Source organism: Pseudomonas sp. Pseusp9, from assembly GCF_059491265.1.
Genome location: NZ_CP168500.1, coordinates 2,449,510 through 2,469,082, shown reverse-complemented (window position 1 = coordinate 2,469,082; position 19,573 = coordinate 2,449,510). Strand labels below are relative to the sequence as shown.

The following is a 19,573-nucleotide window of genomic DNA, read 5'->3' as shown; positions in this document are numbered from 1 at the left end:
ATCGCCAGCGAGCCTGCCACGTGTAGCCCGCGTTGCCAGGCCCCGAGGGAGGCGCCGATAGCGATGACGAGTAGTGATTTCAGCATAGCTGTCCGTCTCCCTGGGGCATCCTGTATCAGCCCCGCGAAAGGCGACAACCGGCCACAAGCAACATCAGTGCTTCATTTTCTTATGGAAACAATCGTGGCTCTACCGCCCTCCAGCTGGAAGGAAAACGATACATGGTCTCCAACCTTCAGCCCTTTCAACTGATCTTTCGTCACTGAAAAGGCCATGGTCATCGGCGGCCATTGCACCGCTGGTACGGCGCCATGAGCGAGGGTCACCGTATGCTTTGCAGTGTCCATGGCCTTGATCGTGCCCTCGGCGTTGGCGACTGGAGCCTGCTTTGTTTCCTGCTCCATTTTCATGCCCTCCATACCCTCCATTTTCATGCCTGGCATATCCTCCGCGCGGGCAGAAAGCGCTAGCGCAAATACGGTGCTTGCAACAGCAATAAGGGTCAGTTTCATACGACTTTTCCTTTACGGGTGAGTGGTTCGATAGAGAGCTGCCGACGACGCATCAAGCGATAGGCCGCCGGAATGACAAACAGGGAAAGCAAGGGCGCCGTGACCATACCGCCGACCATGGGCGCGGCGATGCGGCTCATCACTTCGCTACCGGTTCCGCTGCCCAACTGGATGGGTAACAGGCCGGCGATGATGACGGCCACGGTCATGGCCTTGGGTCTGACACGTTGCACGGCGCCTTCGCGAATCGCCGCCATCAGTCCGCGTTCAGTGCTGTCGCCGAGGTCTTCACGTTCGGCCCAGGCGTTCTTCAGATAGAGCAGCATGATCACGCCAAACTCGGCAGAAACTCCAGCCAAGGCGATAAAGCCGACCCCGGTGGCCACCGACAGGTTGAACCCCAGCAGATAGAGGAACCATGCCCCGCCAGTCAGCGCGAACGGCAGAGTGGCCATGATCAGCAAGGCCTCGTCGAAACGGGCGAACGTCAGGTACAGCAGCACGAAAATGATCAACAGCGTGGCCGGCACCACCAGTTTGAGGCGTGCGTTGGCCCTTTCGAGGAACTCGAACTGCCCGGAGTAGCTCAGGCTCATGCCCGGTTGCAACTTGACCTGTTCATTGATGGCCCGCCGCAGATCGGCAACCACCGAGGCAATGTCCCGGCCACGCGCATCGATGTACACCCAGCCCGAAGGTCGTGCGTTCTCGCTCTTGAGCATCGGCGGACCGTCGCTGACCTTGACCTTCGCCACCATGCCAAGGGTGATCTGACTGCCCAGCGGGGTATAGATCGGCAGTTGCTCCAGGGCACCGAGCGAATCGCGCCACTCTCGTGGGTAACGGACGTTGATCGGAAAGCGTGCAAGCCCTTCAATGGTCTCGCCGACATTTTCACCACCGATGGCACCGGCAACGATGGACTGCACATCGGCGATATTCAGTCCGTAGCGGGCGGCGGCTTTGCGGTCGATTTCCACATCGATATAGCGCCCGCCCGTCAGCCGTTCGGCCAGTGCCGAACTGACACCGGGCACGTCCCTGGCCACTCGCTCGACGGCCTGGGTGACCGCATCGATTTCTGCCAGATTGGTGCCGGCAACCTTCACACCGATCGGGCTCTTGATGCCCGTCGCCAGCATGTCGATACGGTTTCGAATCGGCGGTATCCAGATGTTGGTCAGCCCAGGAACCTTCACCACGCGATCCAGTTCCTCCACCAGTTTTTCCTGGGTCATGCCCGGGCGCCATTGCGCATGCGGCTTGAATTGAATGGTGGTTTCGAACATTTCCAGTGGTGCCGGGTCGGTGGCGCTTTCGGCACGACCGGCTTTACCGAAGACGTGTTCGACCTCCGGAACAGTCTTGATCAGGCGGTCGGTCTGTTGCAGCAGTTGCGCCGCTTTCTGCGCCGACAATCCCGGCAAAGCCGAAGGCATATAGAGCAGGTCGCCCTCGTCCAGCGGCGGGAGAAACTCGCCCCCCAGGCGAGACATTGGCCACAGCGCACTGGCAAAAACCAATAGCGCCACCAGCAGCGTGATCTTAGGTCGACGCAAGACTGCGTCCAGGGCTGGCTGATAGATCCGGATCAACCAGCGGTTCAACGGGTTCTGTTGCTCGCTGGGGATTCGTCCGCGAATCCAGTAACCCATCAGCACTGGCACCAAAGTCACCGACAATCCCGCCGCTGCGGCCATGGCGTAAGTCTTGGTGAACGCCAGCGGACCGAACAGACGTCCTTCCTGCGCCTCCAGGGTGAACACCGGAATGAACGACAGGGTGATGATCAACAGACAGAAGAACAGTGCCGGGCCCACCTCTGCCGCCGCTTCGGTCATGACGTGCCAGTGACGTTCCCCCTTCAGTTCTTCCCCGGGATTGGCCAGGTGCCAGGCCTCGATCTTCTTGTGGGCGTTCTCGATCATCACCACGGCGGCATCGACCATGGCGCCGATGGCGATGGCAATCCCGCCCAGGGACATGATGTTGGCGTTGATGCCCTGGTAGCGCATGACGATGAAGGCCATCAGCACCCCCACCGGCAGCGAGATGATCGCCACGAGCGATGAGCGCAAGTGCCAGAGAAAGATCCCGCAGACCAGCGCGACAACGATGAACTCTTCGAGCAGTTTGTGGCTGAGGTTCTCCACTGCGCGGTCGATCAACTTGCTGCGGTCGTAGGTGGTGACGATCTCCACGCCGGCGGGCAGGCTGCCTTTGAGTTCTTCAAGCTTGCTCTTGACCGCGGCAATGGTCTGGCGAGCGTTCTTGCCGCTGCGCAAAATCACTACGCCGCCGACCGTCTCGCCTTCGCCGTCGAGTTCGCTGATGCCGCGACGCATTTCCGGTCCCGACTGGATCGTGGCGACATCGCCGAGGGTCACCGGCACACCACCGGCACCGAGCTTGAGCGGGATCGCCCGAAAGTCATTGAGCGACTTCAGGTAACCGGAAGCCCGCACGATGAACTCGGTCTCCGCCATCTCCAGCACCGCGCCGCCCGTTTCCTGGTTGGCCTTGCCGATAGCCGCGGTCACCTCAGCCTGAGTGATGCCGAGGCTGGCCATTTTGAGCGGATCCAGCTGCACCTGATACTGCTTGACCATCCCGCCGACCGTAGCCACCTCGGCGACGTTGGCCAGGGTCTTGAGCTCGAACTTGAGGAACCAGTCCTGAAGTGCGCGCAGCTGTGCCAGGTCGTGTCCGCCACTGCGATCCACCAGTGCGTACTGGTAGATCCAGCCCACCCCCGTCGCATCCGGCCCCAGCGCCGGCTTGGCACTGGCCGGCAAGCGGCCTTGTATCTGGCTCAAATATTCCAGGACCCGCGAGCGGGCCCAATACAGGTCGGTTCCGTCCTCGAACAGCACATAGACAAAGCTGTCGCCAAAGAACGAGTAACCACGCACCGTCCTGGCCCCCGGCACCGAGAGCATGGTGGTGGCCAACGGATAGGTCACCTGGTTCTCGACGATCTGCGGTGCCTGCCCCGCAAAGGGGGTACGGATGATGACCTGGACATCGGAGAGGTCCGGCAATGCATCGATGGGCGTGTTCTGCACCGACCAGATGCCCCAGGCCGTGACGAACAGTGTCGCCAGCAACACCAGGAAGCGGTTGGCCACTGACCAGCGTATGAGGGCGGCGATCATGGCTGGCCTCCGGTTTTTTCCAGGCGCTCGACCCGCAAGCCATCGTCAGTCTGGCTCACCGCGACCCGAACCCTGTCGCCCGGCTTGAGGCCCTGCGTCAGCGCCGGATTGGCGAGTGGAAACGTCATCGTCATACCCGGCATGCCCAGCGTCTTGAAAGGACCGTGGGCGAGCGTGACTTCCTTGTCGTTGATCTCGATGATCTGCCCATCCGCTTCATGCAAGCCGGAGGCGGCTGCGTTGGGTGGCGACGCTTGCTCCGGGCTTGCAACAATACCCTTCAGGCTGGCCTCCGAGTCGAGCAGGAACTGGCCGGACGTAACGACCTTCTGGCCATCTTCCAGTCCTTTCAATATCTCCGTTTTGCCATCGCTTTCCTGCCCGGGTTGCACCTCCACCGGCCGGTAGCGGCCCGCCTCTTCGGCAAGCATCACCAAGGCACGCCGGCCTGTGCGGATGACGGCCTCGCTCGGTATCCACAACACACTGTGCTGCGTTGAGCGGTTCAAGCGTACCTGCGCGGTCAAACCCGGTCTGAGGCGTCCGTCCGGGTTGGGCAGCTCCACCCGCACGCGCAGGGTACGGCTGTCCGCATTGGTCTCCGGCAGAATGGCGCTGACCTTGCCATTGAGCTTTATCCCCGGGAAGGCGGGCAATTGCGCTTCAACCGTTTGCCCCACAGCGATGGTTCCTGCCTCCGACTCGGGAACGGCCACGGCCATCCAGACACTGCTCAAACCATTGACGCGCGCCAGCGTCTCGCCCGCTGCAACGGTCATTCCCGTGCGGACATTCAACTCCTGCAGCACACCACCAATGGGGCTGGTCAGCGTCAGGTAGGGTTGGACCTTACCGCCCCGCTCCACCTGAGTGATCAGTGTTGCCGGCATCCCCGTGAGCTGCAGTCGCTGGCGGGCCGCAGCCAGCAAGTCCGCATCACCGCTGCGCTTGAGTGCAAGGAACTCGGTCTGGGCGGCGACCCACTCGGGCACCAGGATATCCGCCAACGCCGCGTTGGCTTTCAGCACATCACCTGGAGCATGGGCGTAGACCCGCTCCACAAAGCCGGGAGTACGAGCCTGTATCACGGCGACATCCCGTTCGTTGAACGCCAGGACACCGCTCACATCGAGACTGGAATCAAAGGTCCCGCGACTGACCGTCGCAAAACGCAGGCCGAGATTCTGGGTCAGGCCTGGGTCGATACTGACCGTCGCACGGTCGCTACCGCCACTGGCGTATTGCGGGACCAGTTGCATGTCCATGAAGGGAGACTTGCCCGGCTTATCGAACTTTTGCTGAGGGTACATGGGGTCGTACCAATACAGCGCCTTGCGTTCATCCGGTGCATTGGGGCTCTGCTTTGTGGCGGCAGCGGGTACCTCGCTCACGCGCTGGTGAGCGAACCAATAACCACCGGCACCCCCCAATGCCAGCGAGATGCCCACCAACAATGCCCCGTTCCATTTTTTCAGGATCATTGGCTGGACTCCCCATAGGCAAAATACAGTCGCGCGCTGGTCAACGCTCGCTGCTCTTCCACGTCGATCTGTTTGAGCCGGGCTTCGATGAGTTCACGACGGGCGGCAACAACGGCATTCAAATCGCCTTTGCCGGCGCGATAACTGGCCATGCTGAGCTCGACCTTTTCCCTGGCCAGCGGCAACAGGCTCTCCTGGTTTCGCTGTACTGCACGATTCAGGCGTTCGTAATCAGCCAGCTCACTCTCCAGTTGCTGGGTGTGCTCGCGTGACAGGGCTTCGCGCTCGGCCTCAAGCTGGCTGAGTTCAGCCTGTCTGGCGGCGATTCTGGGGTTTTGGCGAGCGTCAGGGAACAGTGGCAGATCCCAGGAAAATTGCACACTGACCATGTCACCGAACTCACGGCCACGGTGCTGGTAATCCACCTCCCAACTCCAGTCCGACTGTTTCTCCGATTCGGCTTCACGAACCTTGGCTTGCGCTTCGCGGGTCATCGGCGCAAACGCTGCCAACTCGGGATGGTGTTGCAATTTATGGGCGTAGCTTGAGGTATCGACAGGCCATTGCGGCAGGCTGCCCACAGGCTTGTCGTTGGCGGCGGGACCGATCCAGCGCTTGAGGGCCGCGCGTGCCTGCGTTCTCTGGCGAATCAGGTCGTCCTGCTGTTCCTCCAACTGAGCTGCTTCTTGCTTGGGTGTCACCGCGTCGGCGGGTTGAGCGCGGCCACCGGCAATCTGCGCCCGGACGGTATCGCTCAGCAGGCGATTTTCCTTGTACAAGTCCTGGAACAGCGCATCTTTACGCTCAACCGAGTAGCTGCTGATCCAGGCCAATGCCGTGGACTGGCGTACGTTCAAGCGTTCGACTCGACGCTCTGCCGCAGCGCGATCAACGGCGGCGCTGGCGACCTCGATACGCGCTTTGCGCTTGTCACCGTTGGGCATCTCCTGCCGGACCCCGACCATTTGCATGGTCATGAAGTCCTGGTCAATAGTCCAGCGATCCGGACCACCCACGGGGTAGTTCTGCACACCCAGCAGCAGCTTGGGGTCAGGTAGTTCACCGGCGGGAATAGCCGCGCTGGCGGCGGCCTGAATTCTGGCGTCTTGCGCCGTCAGCGACGGCGCATTGTTTTCCGCCAGCCGCAACGCTTCGTCGAGTGTCAATGCCGCAGCGAAGCTCGGCAATGCCAGTACGCTTGCCGCCAGGCCGGCCACGAGCGGCCAGCCTGTGCAATAGCACTTGGAGTTCATGTTTACGATTCCTGTGATCATCCACTGCACGCATCAAACGACACGCGCACAGCCATGCCATCCCGCTAAAACGGAATGACGCTCAATGTGGCTCAGGAATCAAACGCGGGGCGGTCGCCATACCCCGGACGGGGTCGATACGGGTACGGAATCGCCGATGAGGGAAAGCACTACAGGGTGGAACACCGTTACAGCTGGCTTGGAGATCGAGACTTGCAGCATGCCACCCGTCTTGCATTCCTGGCCCGGCTTGCAGGGCTTGCCGTGCTCGGTCGGGCTTTTCATGTCGTTGCAGCAGTCCATCCCCATGTCGTCCATCATCGCCATGCCCATTGTCTTCATCGGGCACGGTTCTGTCGGCGCTTGAACGCCCGCCATCCCGCTGAGGGGAAGCGCCAGGCTGATCACGAAAATGAGACAAAACCGCAGGTAGCGTTTCATGGGATTGGAGTGTAGCCGCCAGAAATAGTACTAACAATCAACTGAACGCACGCTCTCGGTTGCCTTGCACAAGGCGCCGATTGCGCGTGATATCAGCGAATCAGAATTAAGCCAGCATTACCGACACGAGAATCCACAGTCGATAGCGACCCTTCGACAATAGATAAAATCCAGGCCCCCGCCCAAGCTCGACCTGCCCTCCCTCCCTTCCACATCTGCCACCCGTTTCCGGCATTTGTAGGGATCACACCCACCGATATGCCAGCAGAAACCACTGAATACAGCATTTTGCCGGGTGCCTGCCGGCATTTCGCCCACCCATAATGGACTTACAACAATAAAGGGGCTCACCCCGAGGTACGCAAGCCATGTACAAGGACCATATCGTCAAGGCGCGTATGACTGACAACGTCATATTCATGGGGGTGGTCGCCGCAGTCATTTTCATCATCACGCTTGTCTGCGGTGTGGGCGAAGGCCGTCTTTCCAATCTGATGGGGCCTATCGTTCTCGACCTGAAGGCGCCTCTGGCGCGTGACATCGCGGTCGGCGGCACTTTCACGATTACGCTTGTCCTGAACCTGTTCATCCTTGGCCGGTTTCCGTTACGGGCGCAGATCATTACGGTCTGGTGCGAGTTGCTGGTGCTGTTCCTTCTATTCTTCGATACCTTCAATCTTTCCTACAGTTTCATCGCGACCAAAGTGGGCTTCATGATTACCCAAGGGGTGTTCACGACCGTCTATGTGTCCGCGATTTCCATTGCCATAGCGTTCGTCCTGGCTTTGTTGGGGGCGACGGCCCGGCTGTCTTCCAACGGTTTCGCCATTGCCATCGCCAGCTTCTACACCTCGTTTTTCCGTGGTGTGCCGCTACTCATCCAGATCTATCTGATTTACCTGGGCATTCCTCAACTCGGCTACGTGGTCGGCGCCGTCCCGGCCGGGATACTCGCGCTCTCGCTCTGCTACGGCGCCTACATGACCGAGATCTTCCGTGCCGGGATCAGCAGTATTTCGCGGGGTCAGTGGGAGGCTTCCAGGGCGATTGGCCTGAATCCGTTTCAGACGATGACGCGCGTGATTCTCCCGCAGTCCATGCGCCTGATCATTCCGCCGACGGGCAATCAGTTCATCTCCATGCTCAAGGACAGCTCGCTGGTTTCGGTGATCGGGGTCTGGGAGCTGATGTTCCTGGCGCGAACCCAGGGACGCGCCGAGTTCCGACACCTGGAAATGCTCATCACCGCCGCCGTGCTCTATTGGCTGCTGTCGATCGTGCTGGAAACCGTGCAGTCCCGCCTGGAAAAGCACTTCAATCGCGCCCATCGCTGAATCAGGAGCATAACGATGAACCCGCTATCAGCTTCAGCAGCCCCTGCCCCGTATCCCGCCATTTCGATTCACGACATGCACAAATGGTATGGCGATTTTCATGTGCTCAATGGCATCGACCTGCACATTGCCAATGGCGAAATAGTGGTCGTTTGCGGCCCGTCGGGTTCCGGCAAATCGACGTTGATTCGCTGCCTGAACCTGCTGGAAGACTTCCAGAAAGGCAGCGTGTTCATCGAGGGAACGGAATTGACCCGCAATGCCGCCTGCGTGGCCGGCATCCGGCGCCAGGTCGGCATGGTTTTCCAGCAGTTCAACCTGTTCCCGCACATGACTGTCCTGGAGAACCTTATGCTGGGGCCGCGACTGGTGGGCAAGCTCAGCGAGCCCCAGGCTCGCGAACTGGCCTGCGAATACCTCGATCGGGTGCGCATCGGGAACCAGGCGGATAAATACCCCAGCCAGCTCTCCGGCGGACAGCAACAACGCGTGGCCATTGCCCGCGCACTGTGCATGCGGCCCCGCATCATGCTGTTCGACGAACCCACCTCGGCGCTCGACCCGGAGATGGTCAAGGAGGTGCTCGATGTAATGGGCGAACTGGCCCAGGACGGCATCACGATGGTGTGCGTGACCCACGAAATGGGGTTCGCCCGGCGGGTCGCCGATCGAATCATCTTCATGGACCAGGGCTGCATCATCGAGCAGGCCAGACCCGACGAGTTTTTCGACAACCCGCAGCACCCACGCGCGCGGGAGTTTCTTTCACAGATTCTCAGCCACTGAGAAGCATCGCCGTACCTTCGGAAGTCATCGACAAAAACAACAAAAAACCGAACTCAGCACACCTGGAGGCTTACCCATGATCTCGATTACCCGCCTGTTCACCGCAGCCGCTGTCGCCACTGCCGTCACGCTCGCCACGGGGGTCGCCTGGGCTGGCTCGACCCTCGACCGCATCCATCAAACCAAGGTGATCAAGGTGGCCACGGCCGCGAACTGGCCACCGCAATCGTTCCTCGGCCCGGACAACAAGTTGCAAGGATTCGATATCGATGTCGCCAACGAAATCGGCCGGCGCCTGGGCAGCAAGACCGACTTCGTGACACCCGAGTACGGGATCATCACCGCCGGACGCTGGTCGAATCGCTGGGACCTGTCGGTCGGTTCGATGACGCCAACCACCGAACGCGCCCGAGTCCTCGACTTCCCCGCCATCTACTACTACACGCCCTATGTCTTCGCCGTGCACAAGGATGCCGCCGGGACCCAGGCGGCGGACTTGAACGACAAGATCATTGGCGTCGAAGCCGGCACCACTTCGGAGGACTACATCAATCGTCGACTGAAGATCGACGCCGTGGATGTGCCCGCGTTTACCTACGACGTCACGCCGGGCGAGGTGAAGACGTATGGGGACAGCATGGGCCCCCTGGATGATTTGCGCATGGGCAACGGTGTCCGGTTGAACGCCACCCTGTCCGCGCTTCCCACCGTCGTTGCCGCCGTCAAGAACGGCTACCCCATCGTAAGAGTCGAAGGCAAACCCGCTTACTACGAACCCTTGGCCATCGCCGTGGATAAAGGCGATGAGGCGTTCAACAGCGCGCTGACCAAAATCGTTGCCGACATGAAAGCCGATGGCACGCTCAAGCAACTTTCCGAAAAGTGGTACGGCGCCGATCTCACCCAAATACAGTAAATCCAGGCGCAGTAAATCCGCTGCAATAACCCCAGGCATTACAGGCGCCCGTTCTCAACGCGGCGCGCTGTATGCCTGCGCCGCAAAAAAGGACAACGGACTTCATGCACACCTACAACAACAATTACTACACCGCCACGATGAACGTCACGACTGAGCGCGCGGCGTTGTCAGCCAAGGTCCAGGCCGACGTTTGCATCATCGGCGCAGGCCTGGCGGGGCTGAGCACGGCCTGGGAGCTGCTCTCGCGGGGCCGGTCCGTCGTGCTGCTCGAGGCCGGTCGTGTCGCTTGGGGAGCCTCCGGACGTAATGGCGGTTTCGTCCTTCAGGGGTGGTCCGAAGGCTTGTCAGCCATCGAGCGACGCTGTGGCAAACCGACCGCCGCCGCGCTGTTCAAACTGTCCCTCGAAGGCGTCGACACTGTGCGAGACATGATCGCCCTGCATCAAATGCCGGGGTGCGCGCCAACCCCTGGAAAATTGAGCGTGGTGCGCTACGAGGATGGCGATAACCTGCAGCGCATGCGTGACAGGATGGCGAAGGATTTCGACTTCCACCTCGAGTATCTGGATCGCCAGGCCGTGCGTGCAAAGCTCAAGACAGACAGGTATTTCCAGGCGCTGCGCGACAACCATGGTTTTCACTTCCACCCCTTGAACTATTGCCTGGGCCTGGCCGGGCTGATCGAGCGCAGCGGCGGCAAGATCCATGAGCAGTCACCCATGGTCCGGGTCGAGAGCCGGGATGGTCGGCACCGGGTCAGCACCGACCGGGGCACTGTCGATTGCGCTGATGTGGTGTATTGCTGCGGTGGCTATGGCGGCCCCGAGTTCGGCAAACTGCGCCGTGCCTTTCTGCCGATCGCCACCTACGCCGTGCTGACCGAGCCTCTGGGCGAACGCCTGGCAGACGCGGTACGCACCACCGATGCCGTCGGCGATAATCGCCGCGCTTCGGACTATTATCGAATCGTCGAGGGTGACCGCCTGCTCTGGGGCGGTCGTATCACCACCAGGAACCTGCAGGATGAAAAGCGCCTGGGGCAGTTGCTGACCGAAGACATCCTCGACGTCTACCCACAATTGCGCGGCATCAGGATCGACAAAGCCTGGTCCGGACTGATGGGCTATGCGCGGCACAAAATGCCCCACATCGGCCCGCTCGGAAAGGGACTGTGGGCGTGTACATCATTTGGTGGCCATGGTATGAACACCGCCCCTATCGGCGGGCGCGTGATTGCCGAAGCCATTTGCGGCGAGACTGATCGCTATCGATTGTTCGATGCCTACGGTCTGCAATGGAATGGCGGCCCTCTCGGCCCGGCGGCGGCACAAACGGTATACGCCGGCCTGAAGGTGATGGACCTGTTCCAGGAAACGCGTTCGCAACGCAGGGCGACGCAAAAAAACTGAAATCCCAGCGAGGTCAAGCAAGTGTTGATGGATGCGCAGAACCCCGGTCCGTTGTTCAACCTGACTGACAAGGACAGGCAATTGCTTGGCCTGCTGCAGGCCAACGCACGCGAACCCACCGCCTCACTGGCGCGTAAACTCGAAGTCTCGCGTTCCTCGGTGCAAGAGCGGATCGCCCGCCTGGAAAAGGCGGGTGTCATCACCGGCTACAGCGTGCGCATCGACCAGAACAGGCTCCAGCAGATCATCAACTGTTTCACCATGACCTCCTGCACTAACAAGAGTTATACCGATGTCATGACCGCGTTGCGCAAGATGGACTCGGTGCAGGCGGTGTATGCGGTCTCGGGCGAGTCCGACTTCATCATCCACCTCGCCACCTCGACCCTGAGCGAACTCAACGCCGAACTCACCCGGATCAACATGATCAAGGGCGTGGCGCACACCGCTTCCCATATCGTGATGGAGACCAAGTTCAGCCGGAAGTTGACGGTGTAGGGCCCGGGCGACAACAAGCGGTTTTTTCAGCAGGAGCGGGTACGAAGATTGATCTAGGCTTGAATGACATCCTGCGGGAGAAACACCATGTCCCTCGCTCTCGGAAACCTGTCCGTTCTTGCCATGGCTGCCTTCTTTTGCACCGTCGCGTGCGGTGCAGACTCCATCGCCCCACCGGCGATACTGCCATTGCAATCCGAAGCGGCGCCAACACTCGTCGCCTATCCGCCACTTGCCGAGCCGCTCGCTCGCGGCGTTGTGATAATCCAGTATCGAGCCGAGCACGCCAGGATCATGCCGGTGTTCGGTAAAGAGGCCGTGGAAGTATCCCCCCGCCTCGGCCACCTTCACGTGACCGTCGACGACTGGAACGGTACATGGGCGCACACCAGTGAAGACCCGATTATCCTGGTCGGACTCAAGCCCGGCAGTCACAAGATTCTGCTGGAAGTGGCCGACCCGAATCACAAGATCCTCACCAGCACGACAGTGAGTTTCAGCGTTCCGGAAAAGAAACCGGCCGACGTCCCTCAAACTGACGATGGTCACGCAACAAAGCCATGACAAACCCCTGATTCCCCCCTGGATGACAGGAATGGGATGCCTTGGCGCCCCCGTTCCTCATTGCTCAGGGAGAGCAGCATGTCTGTGAAAATCGAACGTTCGGAAACTGTGACTGAAGCAGAGCGGCCGGCTATGCGGGAAGATCTCTTATCGATGGCTGTTCATCGATCTGGTCAGCGTCCCCAAGTCGATGCGCGGCGATCTCCGGGGCGCCCGTCTACTGCGCAGTCATTGACTACCGGTCAACTGAAACCCAGGCCGTGGAGCTGGATGTTTCTTGGCGCATACCGACTTGAGCATGGACATTCAGGCTGCAGCCATTAATTCCTTTGGTTATGTGAGTGAGGCGCATTCGTTCTATTGCACGCGGCACAGGTGGCTAATCTACGGAGGTTGAGGGGGCAACCTAGGGGAAGGTGCAACCAAATGGACGAAAATCCGATCGAAACCGACTACTTGATCATCGGTGCTGGCGCGACGGCAATGGCCTTCGTCGATACGCTACTCAAGGAAACGAATGCCCGCATCGTGATGGTGGATCGACACGAACGAGCTGGCGGGCACTGGAATGATGCCTACCCCTTCGTCCGGTTGCACCAGCCCTCGACTTGCTATGGCGTCAACTCACGCGAACTGGGCAGCGGCAAGAAAGACACCACGGCACTGAACGAGGGCTTGCATGAGCTAGCCTCTGGTGCCGAGGTGCTGAGCTACTTCGACCAGGTGATGAATCAGCAGTTTCTGCCGTCAGGTCGAGTCGGTTATTTCCCCATGTGCAACTACACCGGCGACCGCATTGACGACCACCGGTTTACCTCGCTGGTCAGCGGCATAACCCGTCAGGTCCGGGTGTACAAAAAGGTGGTGGACGCCACCCATGCCCAGACAGCCGTTCCTTCGACCCACCCGCCCAGGTACAGGGTGGAACCCGGCGTGCAATGCGTGCCACTGAACGACTTGCCGAAAATCCGCCACCCATACTCCAGCTACGTAGTGGTGGGATCGGGCAAGACCGGGATCGACGCTTGCCTGTGGCTGCTGCAAAACGGTGTTGCGCCCGCAACGATCTGCTGGATCATGCCGAACGATCCGTGGTTGATCGACCGGGCCAACATGCAACCCGGCCTCGACAGCTTCGAACGAACAATCGGTGGCCTCACGGCCCAGTTCGAGGCCATTGCAGCCGCAGACTCGATCCCGGATCTGTTCTCCAGGCTCGAGGCGACGGGCCAGCTCTTGCGCCTGGATACGTCCGTCGAACCCACTGCCTACCGCTGCGCCACCGTCACACAAGCGGAATTACGCGAGCTGCGACGCATCGACAACATTGTGCGCCTGGGGCGGGTGCGAGCGATTGAACCAACGCGCATGGTGCTCGATCAGGGCAGCATCGCCACCAGCCCAAATGCTCTGCACATTGATTGCAGCGCCAGTGCCATCCCGACACTCCCTGAAATGAAGGTGTTCGACGGCAGCAGGATCAACCTGTTGATGGTCAGCAGCTGCCAGCCCGTGTTCAGCGCGGCCCTGATCGCCTATGTGGAAAGCCACCTGGCCGATCAAGCGCAAATGAACTCGCTGTGCATGATGGTCCCCCCGCCTCACGTCCCTACGGACTGGATCAGAATCTGGGCGGTCTACCTGGGTAACCAGCTACGCTGGGGAGAACATGACGGCCTGGCCCGCTGGATCAGGCAGTCGCGCTTGTACTTCATGACGGCGGTGGTCAGGGGCTTGCAAGAAACCGACACCGAAAAACTGGCACAACTGCATCGGCTCTCTGTCAGCAGACAGCAGGCTCAGGCGAGTTTGCCACGGTTGCTGGGGGCCATCGCTTGAATCGCAGGGAGCGCACATGAACGGGCCACACCTCGAACTGCTCGACATCAATGGCATCCGCATGCAGATAGCCACGCAAGGTTGCGGGCCGCTGGTCTTGCTATGCCACGGTTTCCCGGAGCTGTGGTACTCCTGGCGCAACCAGCTCGCTGCGCTGGCGGCCGCCGGCTACAGAGCGGTAGCACCCGACATGCGCGGCTATGGCGGCACAGATGCGCCGGCCGAACCCGACGCCTACACCATGCTGCACCTGGTAGGCGACATGGTCGAATTGGTCAACGCACTCGGCGAACAACAAGCCGTGATCGTCGGCCATGACTGGGGTGCTCAGGTGGCCTGGAGCGCAGCAATGATGCGGCCCGATCTGTTCCGCGCAGTGGTCGGCATGAGCGTTCCCTTCTCGCCACCGGCGCGCGTGGAGCTCCTCGGCGCGCTTGCCTCGCGGGGTATCAGCGACTTCTACATCCAGTATTTCCAGACGCCGGGTGTGGCCGAGGCCGAGCTGGAAAGAGACGTCGAGTCGTCGATCCGGCGCATCTACTTCAATGGCTCGGGTGACGGGCCCGATTGGCCGGTGTTCGGCCAGCTGCAGTCGGGCCAGGGCTTCCTGGGGGCGATGATCGAGCCCGAAACCCTGCCAGCCTGGCTAAGCCTCGAGGATATTGCCTGCTACACCCGCGAATTCACCCGCAGCGGATTTCGCGGCGGCTTGAACTGGTACCGCAACATGACCCGTTCATGGGCGCTGCTGGCACCCTGGCGCGGCTGCATCATCCGGCAGCCGTCGATGTTCATTGCCGGGAGCCGCGACGGCGTGCTGAAGTTTCCGGGCTCACCGCGACAGATCGAAGCCTTCGCGCAGACACTGCCGGAACTGCGCGGGTGTCATATCCTCGAAGGTGCCGGCCACTGGATACAGCAAGAGCGCGCGACCGAGGTCAATGAGCTGTTGCTGGGCTTCCTGAAAAAAATCTGATTGGCTTTAAAACTGGAGGGAACCATGAGCAATCTCATCGCCACCGACGAGCCACCTGTAGCTGTTCGCCTCATGGTCAAGGTTTACGCCTACTTGCTGCTCGCAGGATTTGCGTTTGTTCCGGCCTATCTGATTGGCTACTTATACTTTTTCCAGGACCCCACGCTGATATTCGAGAATCACCTGTTCCATGTGATTGCGATCATCACAGCCACCTTGGCGGGCTCGTTTGTCACCTACGTAACCTGGCGCTGCTATCAGTCATCGGGAGATCCGCTGCTGCGATGGATGACACTTGGTTTCCTCGGTTTTGTACTGATCTACGCGTTGCATGGTGCGTTCACCGGGCTTGCACACCACAATATCTGGCTCTTCCTGCTTTATGGACCAGCCTCTCGACTGGTCATGTCGATCCTGCTGTTAGTCGGAATGCTGTCGTACCACCGCCCACCGGATACCGCGGACCAACGAATGAAGGCCCGCCCGTGGTTGACCTGGATAGGACTGTTCCTGCTGGTTGACCTGGCAGTGGCGTACGTCGCGAACTTGCCGATCGCCGGCAATCTCGCGGTGCGCCTCTCGATGGAGGGTGGTGCCCTGGTGCTTTCCACATTGACCGCGGCAATACTCCTGCTGCGCCGTATCCGTTCGCCGCTGATGATCATTTTCATCATCTCGGTCACCGCGTTCGCGCTGTCATCTCTTGCCTTCATCCTTGCGCGTCCGTGGAACCATATGTGGTGGCTCGCCCATGCGATCTTCGCCGGTGGATTCTTCATGCTGAGCTATGGGGTCGTGCAAGCGTTCCTCACCACGCGGTCGTTTTCGAAGATTTACAGCCAAGAGGAATTGATGGTGCGTCTTGCCGAATCGATGGCATATGCCGAGAGCGCCCTGCAGGAACTCCAGCGCGCCAATCAGGAACTTGGGCACCTTGCCTCGACCGATCCACTGACCGGCGCCGATAATCGGCGGCGCTTCATGGAGCGGGTCGAAGTCGAAATTGGCCGGACCAAACGCGGCGGTGCGCCGTTCTCCGTGTTGGCCCTCGATCTGGATAATTTCAAGTCCATCAACGATCGCTTCGGGCATCAGGTTGGCGATGACATCCTGAAGAGCTTCGTGGAGAAATGCCTCGATTCGATCCGGCCGTATGACGGCGTAGCCCGAGTGGGTGGGGAAGAGTTCATGATACTGCTACCTCAGACTTCACTTGAAGGCGCGCACGAAATCGCCGAGCGTTTGCGCAGCACCGTTGCAAATAACTCCTTTCATGAGCTGCTGCGGTCAACCGTGGTCACAGTGAGCATCGGCGTATCGCAATCCGGTCGCGATGGCGACACCATCGAGGAATTACTGCGCACAGCCGATCAACGCCTGTATCACGCTAAACACGAAGGCCGTAACCGTGTGGTCACTACCTTCAAGTCCAGCCTCCAGTCTCTACCCTGACCATCGTCTCGAACCGGCGGTCATGGGTCGCATGCCGCTACAGGCAACAACCGACCAAATGCAAACTTTAACGCTGGCACGCGGTTATGATCCGGGATAACCAGGCTCTCTTGGACCCATGCTTATGCCAGCCACGCAAATCCGCCCCTCACCCGCGCCACTGCTCAAACCAGGAGAGACGGTGGTCTTGTTCGATGGTGTCTGCAAGCTGTGCAATGGCTGGGTGAGATTCCTGATTCGCCATGACCGCCAGCGGCGCATTCGGTTGGCGGCGGTTCAGTCACCCGAGGGGCAGGCTCTGCTCGCGTGGGCAGGTTTGCCCGTGGATCAATTCGACACCATGGCGGTGATCCGCGACCGACACTACTGGGCGCGCTCGGATGCATTTTTCGAAATCATCGCCCAGTTGCCCGCACTTTGGCGTCCCGTGAATCTGTTGCGCATCTTCCCGCGCAAACTTCGAGATTGGGCATACGACCGCATTGCGCTCAATCGTTATCGGCTCTTCGGGAAATACGACACATGCCTGTTGCCGGATCCGGATCATGAACAGCGCTTTCTGAAAACGCCCCTATGAACGCCCTCAAACGCATTGACTGGATCGCCCGTAGGGGGCTGGCGTTCATGTTTGGCTACCGTGGTCTGATTCCCGGGTTGCTGTAGCCACGCCCGGGCGAGCGGACAATGATCCAGTCACTTACGCTTTGCTTTGCGTTCCCGATCACTGATCCGCAGAACCCCTCATCGCGAAAATGTTGCAGGGCACTTGATACAGAACCTGCTCCGTCGTACTGCCCACCCATTTGCCCAGCCCCTTGCGATGCGCATTTCCCATGACGATCACATCGGCCCGGTGATGCGTTGCAAATTCGCTCAGTGCTTTGCCGGGCGGCCCTGCAACGAAGTGTTGTCGCTCAGTGGGTACGCCAAAGTGGTTGGCCAATGCGCTAAATGACCTTTGCAGTGACTTGCGTACATCGCTGCTGAAGCCTGGCATCGTCACAGCACCAGCGCCTGCGTCGGATATGTGTGTCAGCGATAGATCGTAAGCATGCAGCAGATGCAGTTCCGCGTTGCATTGCATCGCCAGCCCGTTTGCCGCCTGGATGATGCGGTCGTTGATGCCGGTGATCTGAGTCTCGGGTTGTGACGGATCGACTGCCGCCACGACCACCCGTGGAAGTGGACACCTGAGTTCGCTGACCAGATGCACAGCCACCGGACATTCGCGCAACAAGTGCCAATCCAGAGGCGTAATGAAGACGCGTTTGAGCGCTGACTCGTGGTGCACGTCCTTGATAACCAGGTCCGGCTGCATTTCTGCCACATGCCGAAGTATTTCTTGCAGCGCGGTGCGCGTAACAAGCACTTCGGTGCTCACTGCGACTCCGCGCCCCCGGATCAAATCAGCCTCGTCCTTCAGCCACTTTTCGTTTTCTTCCTGGCAGGCCTCACGAAAACGTGCACCGGCGCTCATCAAACCCATGAGGTTGGAGTCTTCGATAAACACCGTGACATGCAGCGCTGCACCCGTGGCTTCGGCAATGGCGACAGCTCGTTCCAACGCCGGGGTGTGGCGCATGGCTGGACCGGCTATCAGAAAGAGTCGTTGATACTGGCTCATGTAACACCTCCAAACGTACCGGGATATCTGGCTCCCCCAGCGCTCTCGACTGTCACACCACCGACAACTTGCTATTGCCTCAACTCTCTGGATCGACACTATCAATATACGCCTGGAATCCATCAGTTCCCTGTTTGGCCGAGTCGACTTTTTCAACAGAAACGACCGATGGTTGCCGATCGTCGTAGTCAACGATTCAGCCGAAAGCCCACTGTCAGTGCGTTGTATTTGAATCGCCCCGTTTGACCAAATGCATGACCGGGCGGGTTGGGTCGGTAGCTGCCCTTGGCGACGGGCAGCAATCGGCCAGAAGCTACCTTTCACCTGTCCACAGAAATACACTCAACGCATCCTGCTGAAAGACGACAATGAAAAGGTGTTCGAATGAAAACTGATTGGCAACAAATTCGAGAAATGATGAACACAGTCATTGATAGCTGTGAGCAGATCGAAATGGCAGGATTCAATGAAGAACATCGCTCCGCGACCGTGGAAATCAAAGGTGTCGAATACTCAGTTCAGGAGTTTTTAATCAGTGCCTGGACGCTCCCGGAAAACATTCGCTACCAGATCATTCGTGAGCGTCATGAAACTGGGAATGACCTTCCCTACGTTTCCGAAGCAGCCCGCATTCTTGTCTCGATGGCGCAGGCTTGTGCGGAATTGGTCGGAGCAGCCGACACGGCACCCGCTCAGAAAGCTATTGCAGGCATGAACCATTGGTACAAGGCCTACGCTGTACCGCATATGACTACAGCCATCAGGCTGGCAAAGAAAGAATCTGACGCCTAGATCCACAGGCAATCACACGGCGGAGGCGGATCTGTCATCTTTGGTATGAACGTCTCCTATGGATGGGTTTATAGAAGGCGAGCCCAATTACCGGGCTCACCCAAGACTCAAGCAGGTTTGAAGCAATACGCCGCAATCTTGTTGCCATCGAGATCACGGAAGTAGGCCGCATACGCGTTCTCTGCCCAACCACGTGGTCCCGGTGCACCTTCGTCTTTAGCCCCAGCGGTCAAGGCCGTACTGTGACTGGCGTCGACCGCTAAGCGATCAGGGGCCTCAAAGCTTACTGTGACACCGTTGCCGACCGTTGCCATCTGACCGTTCGCCGGTTTCAGCACGAAGAACGATGGTGCGGTATCTCCCCAGATCGAGCCATTGTCACCCAGGTCGGCGAGGCGTTTAAGACCAAGTTTGCCAAGCACCGAGTCATAGAATTCACGCGCTGCTTCCAAATCATTTGTACCGACGGTGACGTGTGTATAGACAGCCATGTTGATTTCCTTTTTGTTACGACGATTGAGGAGTGATGCCCGGCCGC

Annotated in this window: 18 protein-coding genes; 11 read left to right on the top strand and 7 right to left on the bottom strand. The window is 59.6% G+C overall.

The features are described from left to right. Nucleotides 1-161: 161 nt before the first annotated feature. The 5 genes from ACEN8E_RS11155 to ACEN8E_RS11135 form a co-directional block, all read right to left on the bottom strand. On the bottom strand, nt 162-512 hold the full coding sequence (locus ACEN8E_RS11155) for a copper-binding protein (RefSeq protein WP_495592648.1): 351 nt from the start codon (nt 510-512) through the stop codon (nt 162-164). Continuing rightward, entirely contained in the window at nt 509-3,667 is a 3,159-nt protein-coding gene (locus tag ACEN8E_RS11150; protein ID WP_495592647.1) for an efflux RND transporter permease subunit, read from the bottom strand. The genes ACEN8E_RS11155 and ACEN8E_RS11150 overlap by 4 nt, the downstream gene beginning before the upstream one ends. Beyond that, complete coding sequence (locus tag ACEN8E_RS11145; RefSeq protein WP_495592646.1) at nt 3,664-5,148, bottom strand: efflux RND transporter periplasmic adaptor subunit; 1,485 nt, start codon at nt 5,146-5,148, stop codon at nt 3,664-3,666. Before ACEN8E_RS11145 ends, ACEN8E_RS11150 begins: the two co-directional genes overlap by 4 nt. After that, nucleotides 5,145-6,401 (bottom strand): TolC family protein, encoded by a 1,257-nt coding sequence (locus ACEN8E_RS11140; RefSeq protein WP_495592645.1) that lies wholly within the window; start codon nt 6,399-6,401, stop codon nt 5,145-5,147. The genes ACEN8E_RS11145 and ACEN8E_RS11140 overlap by 4 nt, the downstream gene beginning before the upstream one ends. A gap of 99 nt (nt 6,402-6,500) precedes the next feature. Beyond that, the gene (locus ACEN8E_RS11135) at nt 6,501-6,842 is read right to left on the bottom strand and encodes a hypothetical protein (RefSeq protein ID WP_495592644.1); all 342 of its coding nucleotides are present in this window, start codon (nt 6,840-6,842) and stop codon (nt 6,501-6,503) included. A 368-nt stretch (nt 6,843-7,210) separates the two neighbouring features. On the opposite strand from ACEN8E_RS11135, the gene ACEN8E_RS11130 reads away from it, so the two are divergent. The 10 genes from ACEN8E_RS11130 (at nt 7,211) to ACEN8E_RS11085 (ending at nt 17,196) form a co-directional block, all read left to right on the top strand. Further along, nucleotides 7,211-8,176 (top strand): amino acid ABC transporter permease, encoded by a 966-nt coding sequence (locus tag ACEN8E_RS11130; protein WP_495592643.1) that lies wholly within the window; start codon nt 7,211-7,213, stop codon nt 8,174-8,176. Between the two features lie 15 nt (nt 8,177-8,191). Beyond that, nucleotides 8,192-8,962 carry an amino acid ABC transporter ATP-binding protein gene (locus ACEN8E_RS11125; RefSeq protein WP_495592642.1) on the top strand — a complete coding sequence of 257 codons (771 nt, stop codon included), beginning with the start codon at nt 8,192-8,194 and terminating at the stop codon, nt 8,960-8,962. 76 nt (nt 8,963-9,038) lie between these two features. After that, nucleotides 9,039-9,878, top strand: coding sequence for a transporter substrate-binding domain-containing protein (locus ACEN8E_RS11120; RefSeq protein ID WP_495592641.1), 840 nt, complete (start codon nt 9,039-9,041; stop codon nt 9,876-9,878). A gap of 104 nt (nt 9,879-9,982) precedes the next feature. Beyond that, on the top strand, nt 9,983-11,290 hold the full coding sequence (locus ACEN8E_RS11115) for an NAD(P)/FAD-dependent oxidoreductase (RefSeq protein WP_495592640.1): 1,308 nt from the start codon (nt 9,983-9,985) through the stop codon (nt 11,288-11,290). A 27-nt stretch (nt 11,291-11,317) separates the two neighbouring features. Next, on the top strand, nt 11,318-11,788 hold the full coding sequence (locus ACEN8E_RS11110; RefSeq protein ID WP_495592639.1) for an Lrp/AsnC family transcriptional regulator: 471 nt from the start codon (nt 11,318-11,320) through the stop codon (nt 11,786-11,788). Nucleotides 11,789-11,875: 87 nt separating this feature from the next. After that, complete coding sequence (locus tag ACEN8E_RS11105) at nt 11,876-12,352, top strand: DUF6130 family protein (RefSeq protein ID WP_495592638.1); 477 nt, start codon at nt 11,876-11,878, stop codon at nt 12,350-12,352. 426 nt (nt 12,353-12,778) lie between these two features. Further along, nucleotides 12,779-14,191 (top strand): NAD(P)/FAD-dependent oxidoreductase, encoded by a 1,413-nt coding sequence (locus ACEN8E_RS11100; RefSeq protein ID WP_495592637.1) that lies wholly within the window; start codon nt 12,779-12,781, stop codon nt 14,189-14,191. Nucleotides 14,192-14,207: 16 nt separating this feature from the next. Beyond that, nucleotides 14,208-15,167 carry an alpha/beta fold hydrolase gene (locus tag ACEN8E_RS11095; RefSeq protein ID WP_495592636.1) on the top strand — a complete coding sequence of 320 codons (960 nt, stop codon included), beginning with the start codon at nt 14,208-14,210 and terminating at the stop codon, nt 15,165-15,167. Nucleotides 15,168-15,191: 24 nt separating this feature from the next. Beyond that, complete coding sequence (locus ACEN8E_RS11090) at nt 15,192-16,619, top strand: sensor domain-containing diguanylate cyclase (RefSeq protein WP_495592635.1); 1,428 nt, start codon at nt 15,192-15,194, stop codon at nt 16,617-16,619. 124 nt (nt 16,620-16,743) lie between these two features. After that, a complete protein-coding gene (locus tag ACEN8E_RS11085) occupies nt 16,744-17,196 on the top strand; it encodes a thiol-disulfide oxidoreductase DCC family protein (protein WP_495592634.1) in 453 nt (150 codons plus the stop codon). Between the two features lie 144 nt (nt 17,197-17,340). Here the strand turns inward: ACEN8E_RS11085 and ACEN8E_RS11080 are convergent, their stop codons facing one another. Beyond that, a complete protein-coding gene (locus ACEN8E_RS11080) occupies nt 17,341-18,243 on the bottom strand; it encodes a universal stress protein (RefSeq protein WP_495592633.1) in 903 nt (300 codons plus the stop codon). 384 nt (nt 18,244-18,627) lie between these two features. On the opposite strand from ACEN8E_RS11080, the gene ACEN8E_RS11075 reads away from it, so the two are divergent. Then, entirely contained in the window at nt 18,628-19,035 is a 408-nt protein-coding gene (locus ACEN8E_RS11075; RefSeq protein WP_495592632.1) for a hypothetical protein, read from the top strand. Between the two features lie 107 nt (nt 19,036-19,142). Here ACEN8E_RS11075 and ACEN8E_RS11070 read toward each other — a convergent pair whose 3' ends face one another. Then, nucleotides 19,143-19,526, bottom strand: coding sequence for a VOC family protein (locus ACEN8E_RS11070; RefSeq protein ID WP_495592631.1), 384 nt, complete (start codon nt 19,524-19,526; stop codon nt 19,143-19,145). Nucleotides 19,527-19,573 lie beyond the last annotated feature (47 nt).

What these genes read in the sequence shown, in the direction of transcription:
- ACEN8E_RS11115 (WP_495592640.1), top strand. Translation starts at nt 9,983, where the DNA reads ATGCACACCTACAACAACAATTACTACACCGCCACGATGAACGTCACG.
- ACEN8E_RS11085 (WP_495592634.1), top strand. Translation starts at nt 16,744, where the DNA reads ATGCCAGCCACGCAAATCCGCCCCTCACCCGCGCCACTGCTCAAACCA.
- ACEN8E_RS11150 (WP_495592647.1), bottom strand. Translation starts at nt 3,667, where the DNA reads ATGATCGCCGCCCTCATACGCTGGTCAGTGGCCAACCGCTTCCTGGTG.
- ACEN8E_RS11155 (WP_495592648.1), bottom strand. Translation starts at nt 512, where the DNA reads ATGAAACTGACCCTTATTGCTGTTGCAAGCACCGTATTTGCGCTAGCG.
- ACEN8E_RS11080 (WP_495592633.1), bottom strand. Translation starts at nt 18,243, where the DNA reads ATGAGCCAGTATCAACGACTCTTTCTGATAGCCGGTCCAGCCATGCGC.
- ACEN8E_RS11135 (WP_495592644.1), bottom strand. Translation starts at nt 6,842, where the DNA reads ATGAAACGCTACCTGCGGTTTTGTCTCATTTTCGTGATCAGCCTGGCG.
- ACEN8E_RS11090 (WP_495592635.1), top strand. Translation starts at nt 15,192, where the DNA reads ATGAGCAATCTCATCGCCACCGACGAGCCACCTGTAGCTGTTCGCCTC.
- ACEN8E_RS11125 (WP_495592642.1), top strand. Translation starts at nt 8,192, where the DNA reads ATGAACCCGCTATCAGCTTCAGCAGCCCCTGCCCCGTATCCCGCCATT.
- ACEN8E_RS11105 (WP_495592638.1), top strand. Translation starts at nt 11,876, where the DNA reads ATGTCCCTCGCTCTCGGAAACCTGTCCGTTCTTGCCATGGCTGCCTTC.
- ACEN8E_RS11100 (WP_495592637.1), top strand. Translation starts at nt 12,779, where the DNA reads ATGGACGAAAATCCGATCGAAACCGACTACTTGATCATCGGTGCTGGC.
- ACEN8E_RS11075 (WP_495592632.1), top strand. Translation starts at nt 18,628, where the DNA reads ATGAAAACTGATTGGCAACAAATTCGAGAAATGATGAACACAGTCATT.
- ACEN8E_RS11130 (WP_495592643.1), top strand. Translation starts at nt 7,211, where the DNA reads ATGTACAAGGACCATATCGTCAAGGCGCGTATGACTGACAACGTCATA.
- ACEN8E_RS11140 (WP_495592645.1), bottom strand. Translation starts at nt 6,401, where the DNA reads ATGAACTCCAAGTGCTATTGCACAGGCTGGCCGCTCGTGGCCGGCCTG.
- ACEN8E_RS11095 (WP_495592636.1), top strand. Translation starts at nt 14,208, where the DNA reads ATGAACGGGCCACACCTCGAACTGCTCGACATCAATGGCATCCGCATG.
- ACEN8E_RS11110 (WP_495592639.1), top strand. Translation starts at nt 11,318, where the DNA reads ATGGATGCGCAGAACCCCGGTCCGTTGTTCAACCTGACTGACAAGGAC.
- ACEN8E_RS11070 (WP_495592631.1), bottom strand. Translation starts at nt 19,526, where the DNA reads ATGGCTGTCTATACACACGTCACCGTCGGTACAAATGATTTGGAAGCA.
- ACEN8E_RS11120 (WP_495592641.1), top strand. Translation starts at nt 9,039, where the DNA reads ATGATCTCGATTACCCGCCTGTTCACCGCAGCCGCTGTCGCCACTGCC.
- ACEN8E_RS11145 (WP_495592646.1), bottom strand. Translation starts at nt 5,148, where the DNA reads ATGATCCTGAAAAAATGGAACGGGGCATTGTTGGTGGGCATCTCGCTG.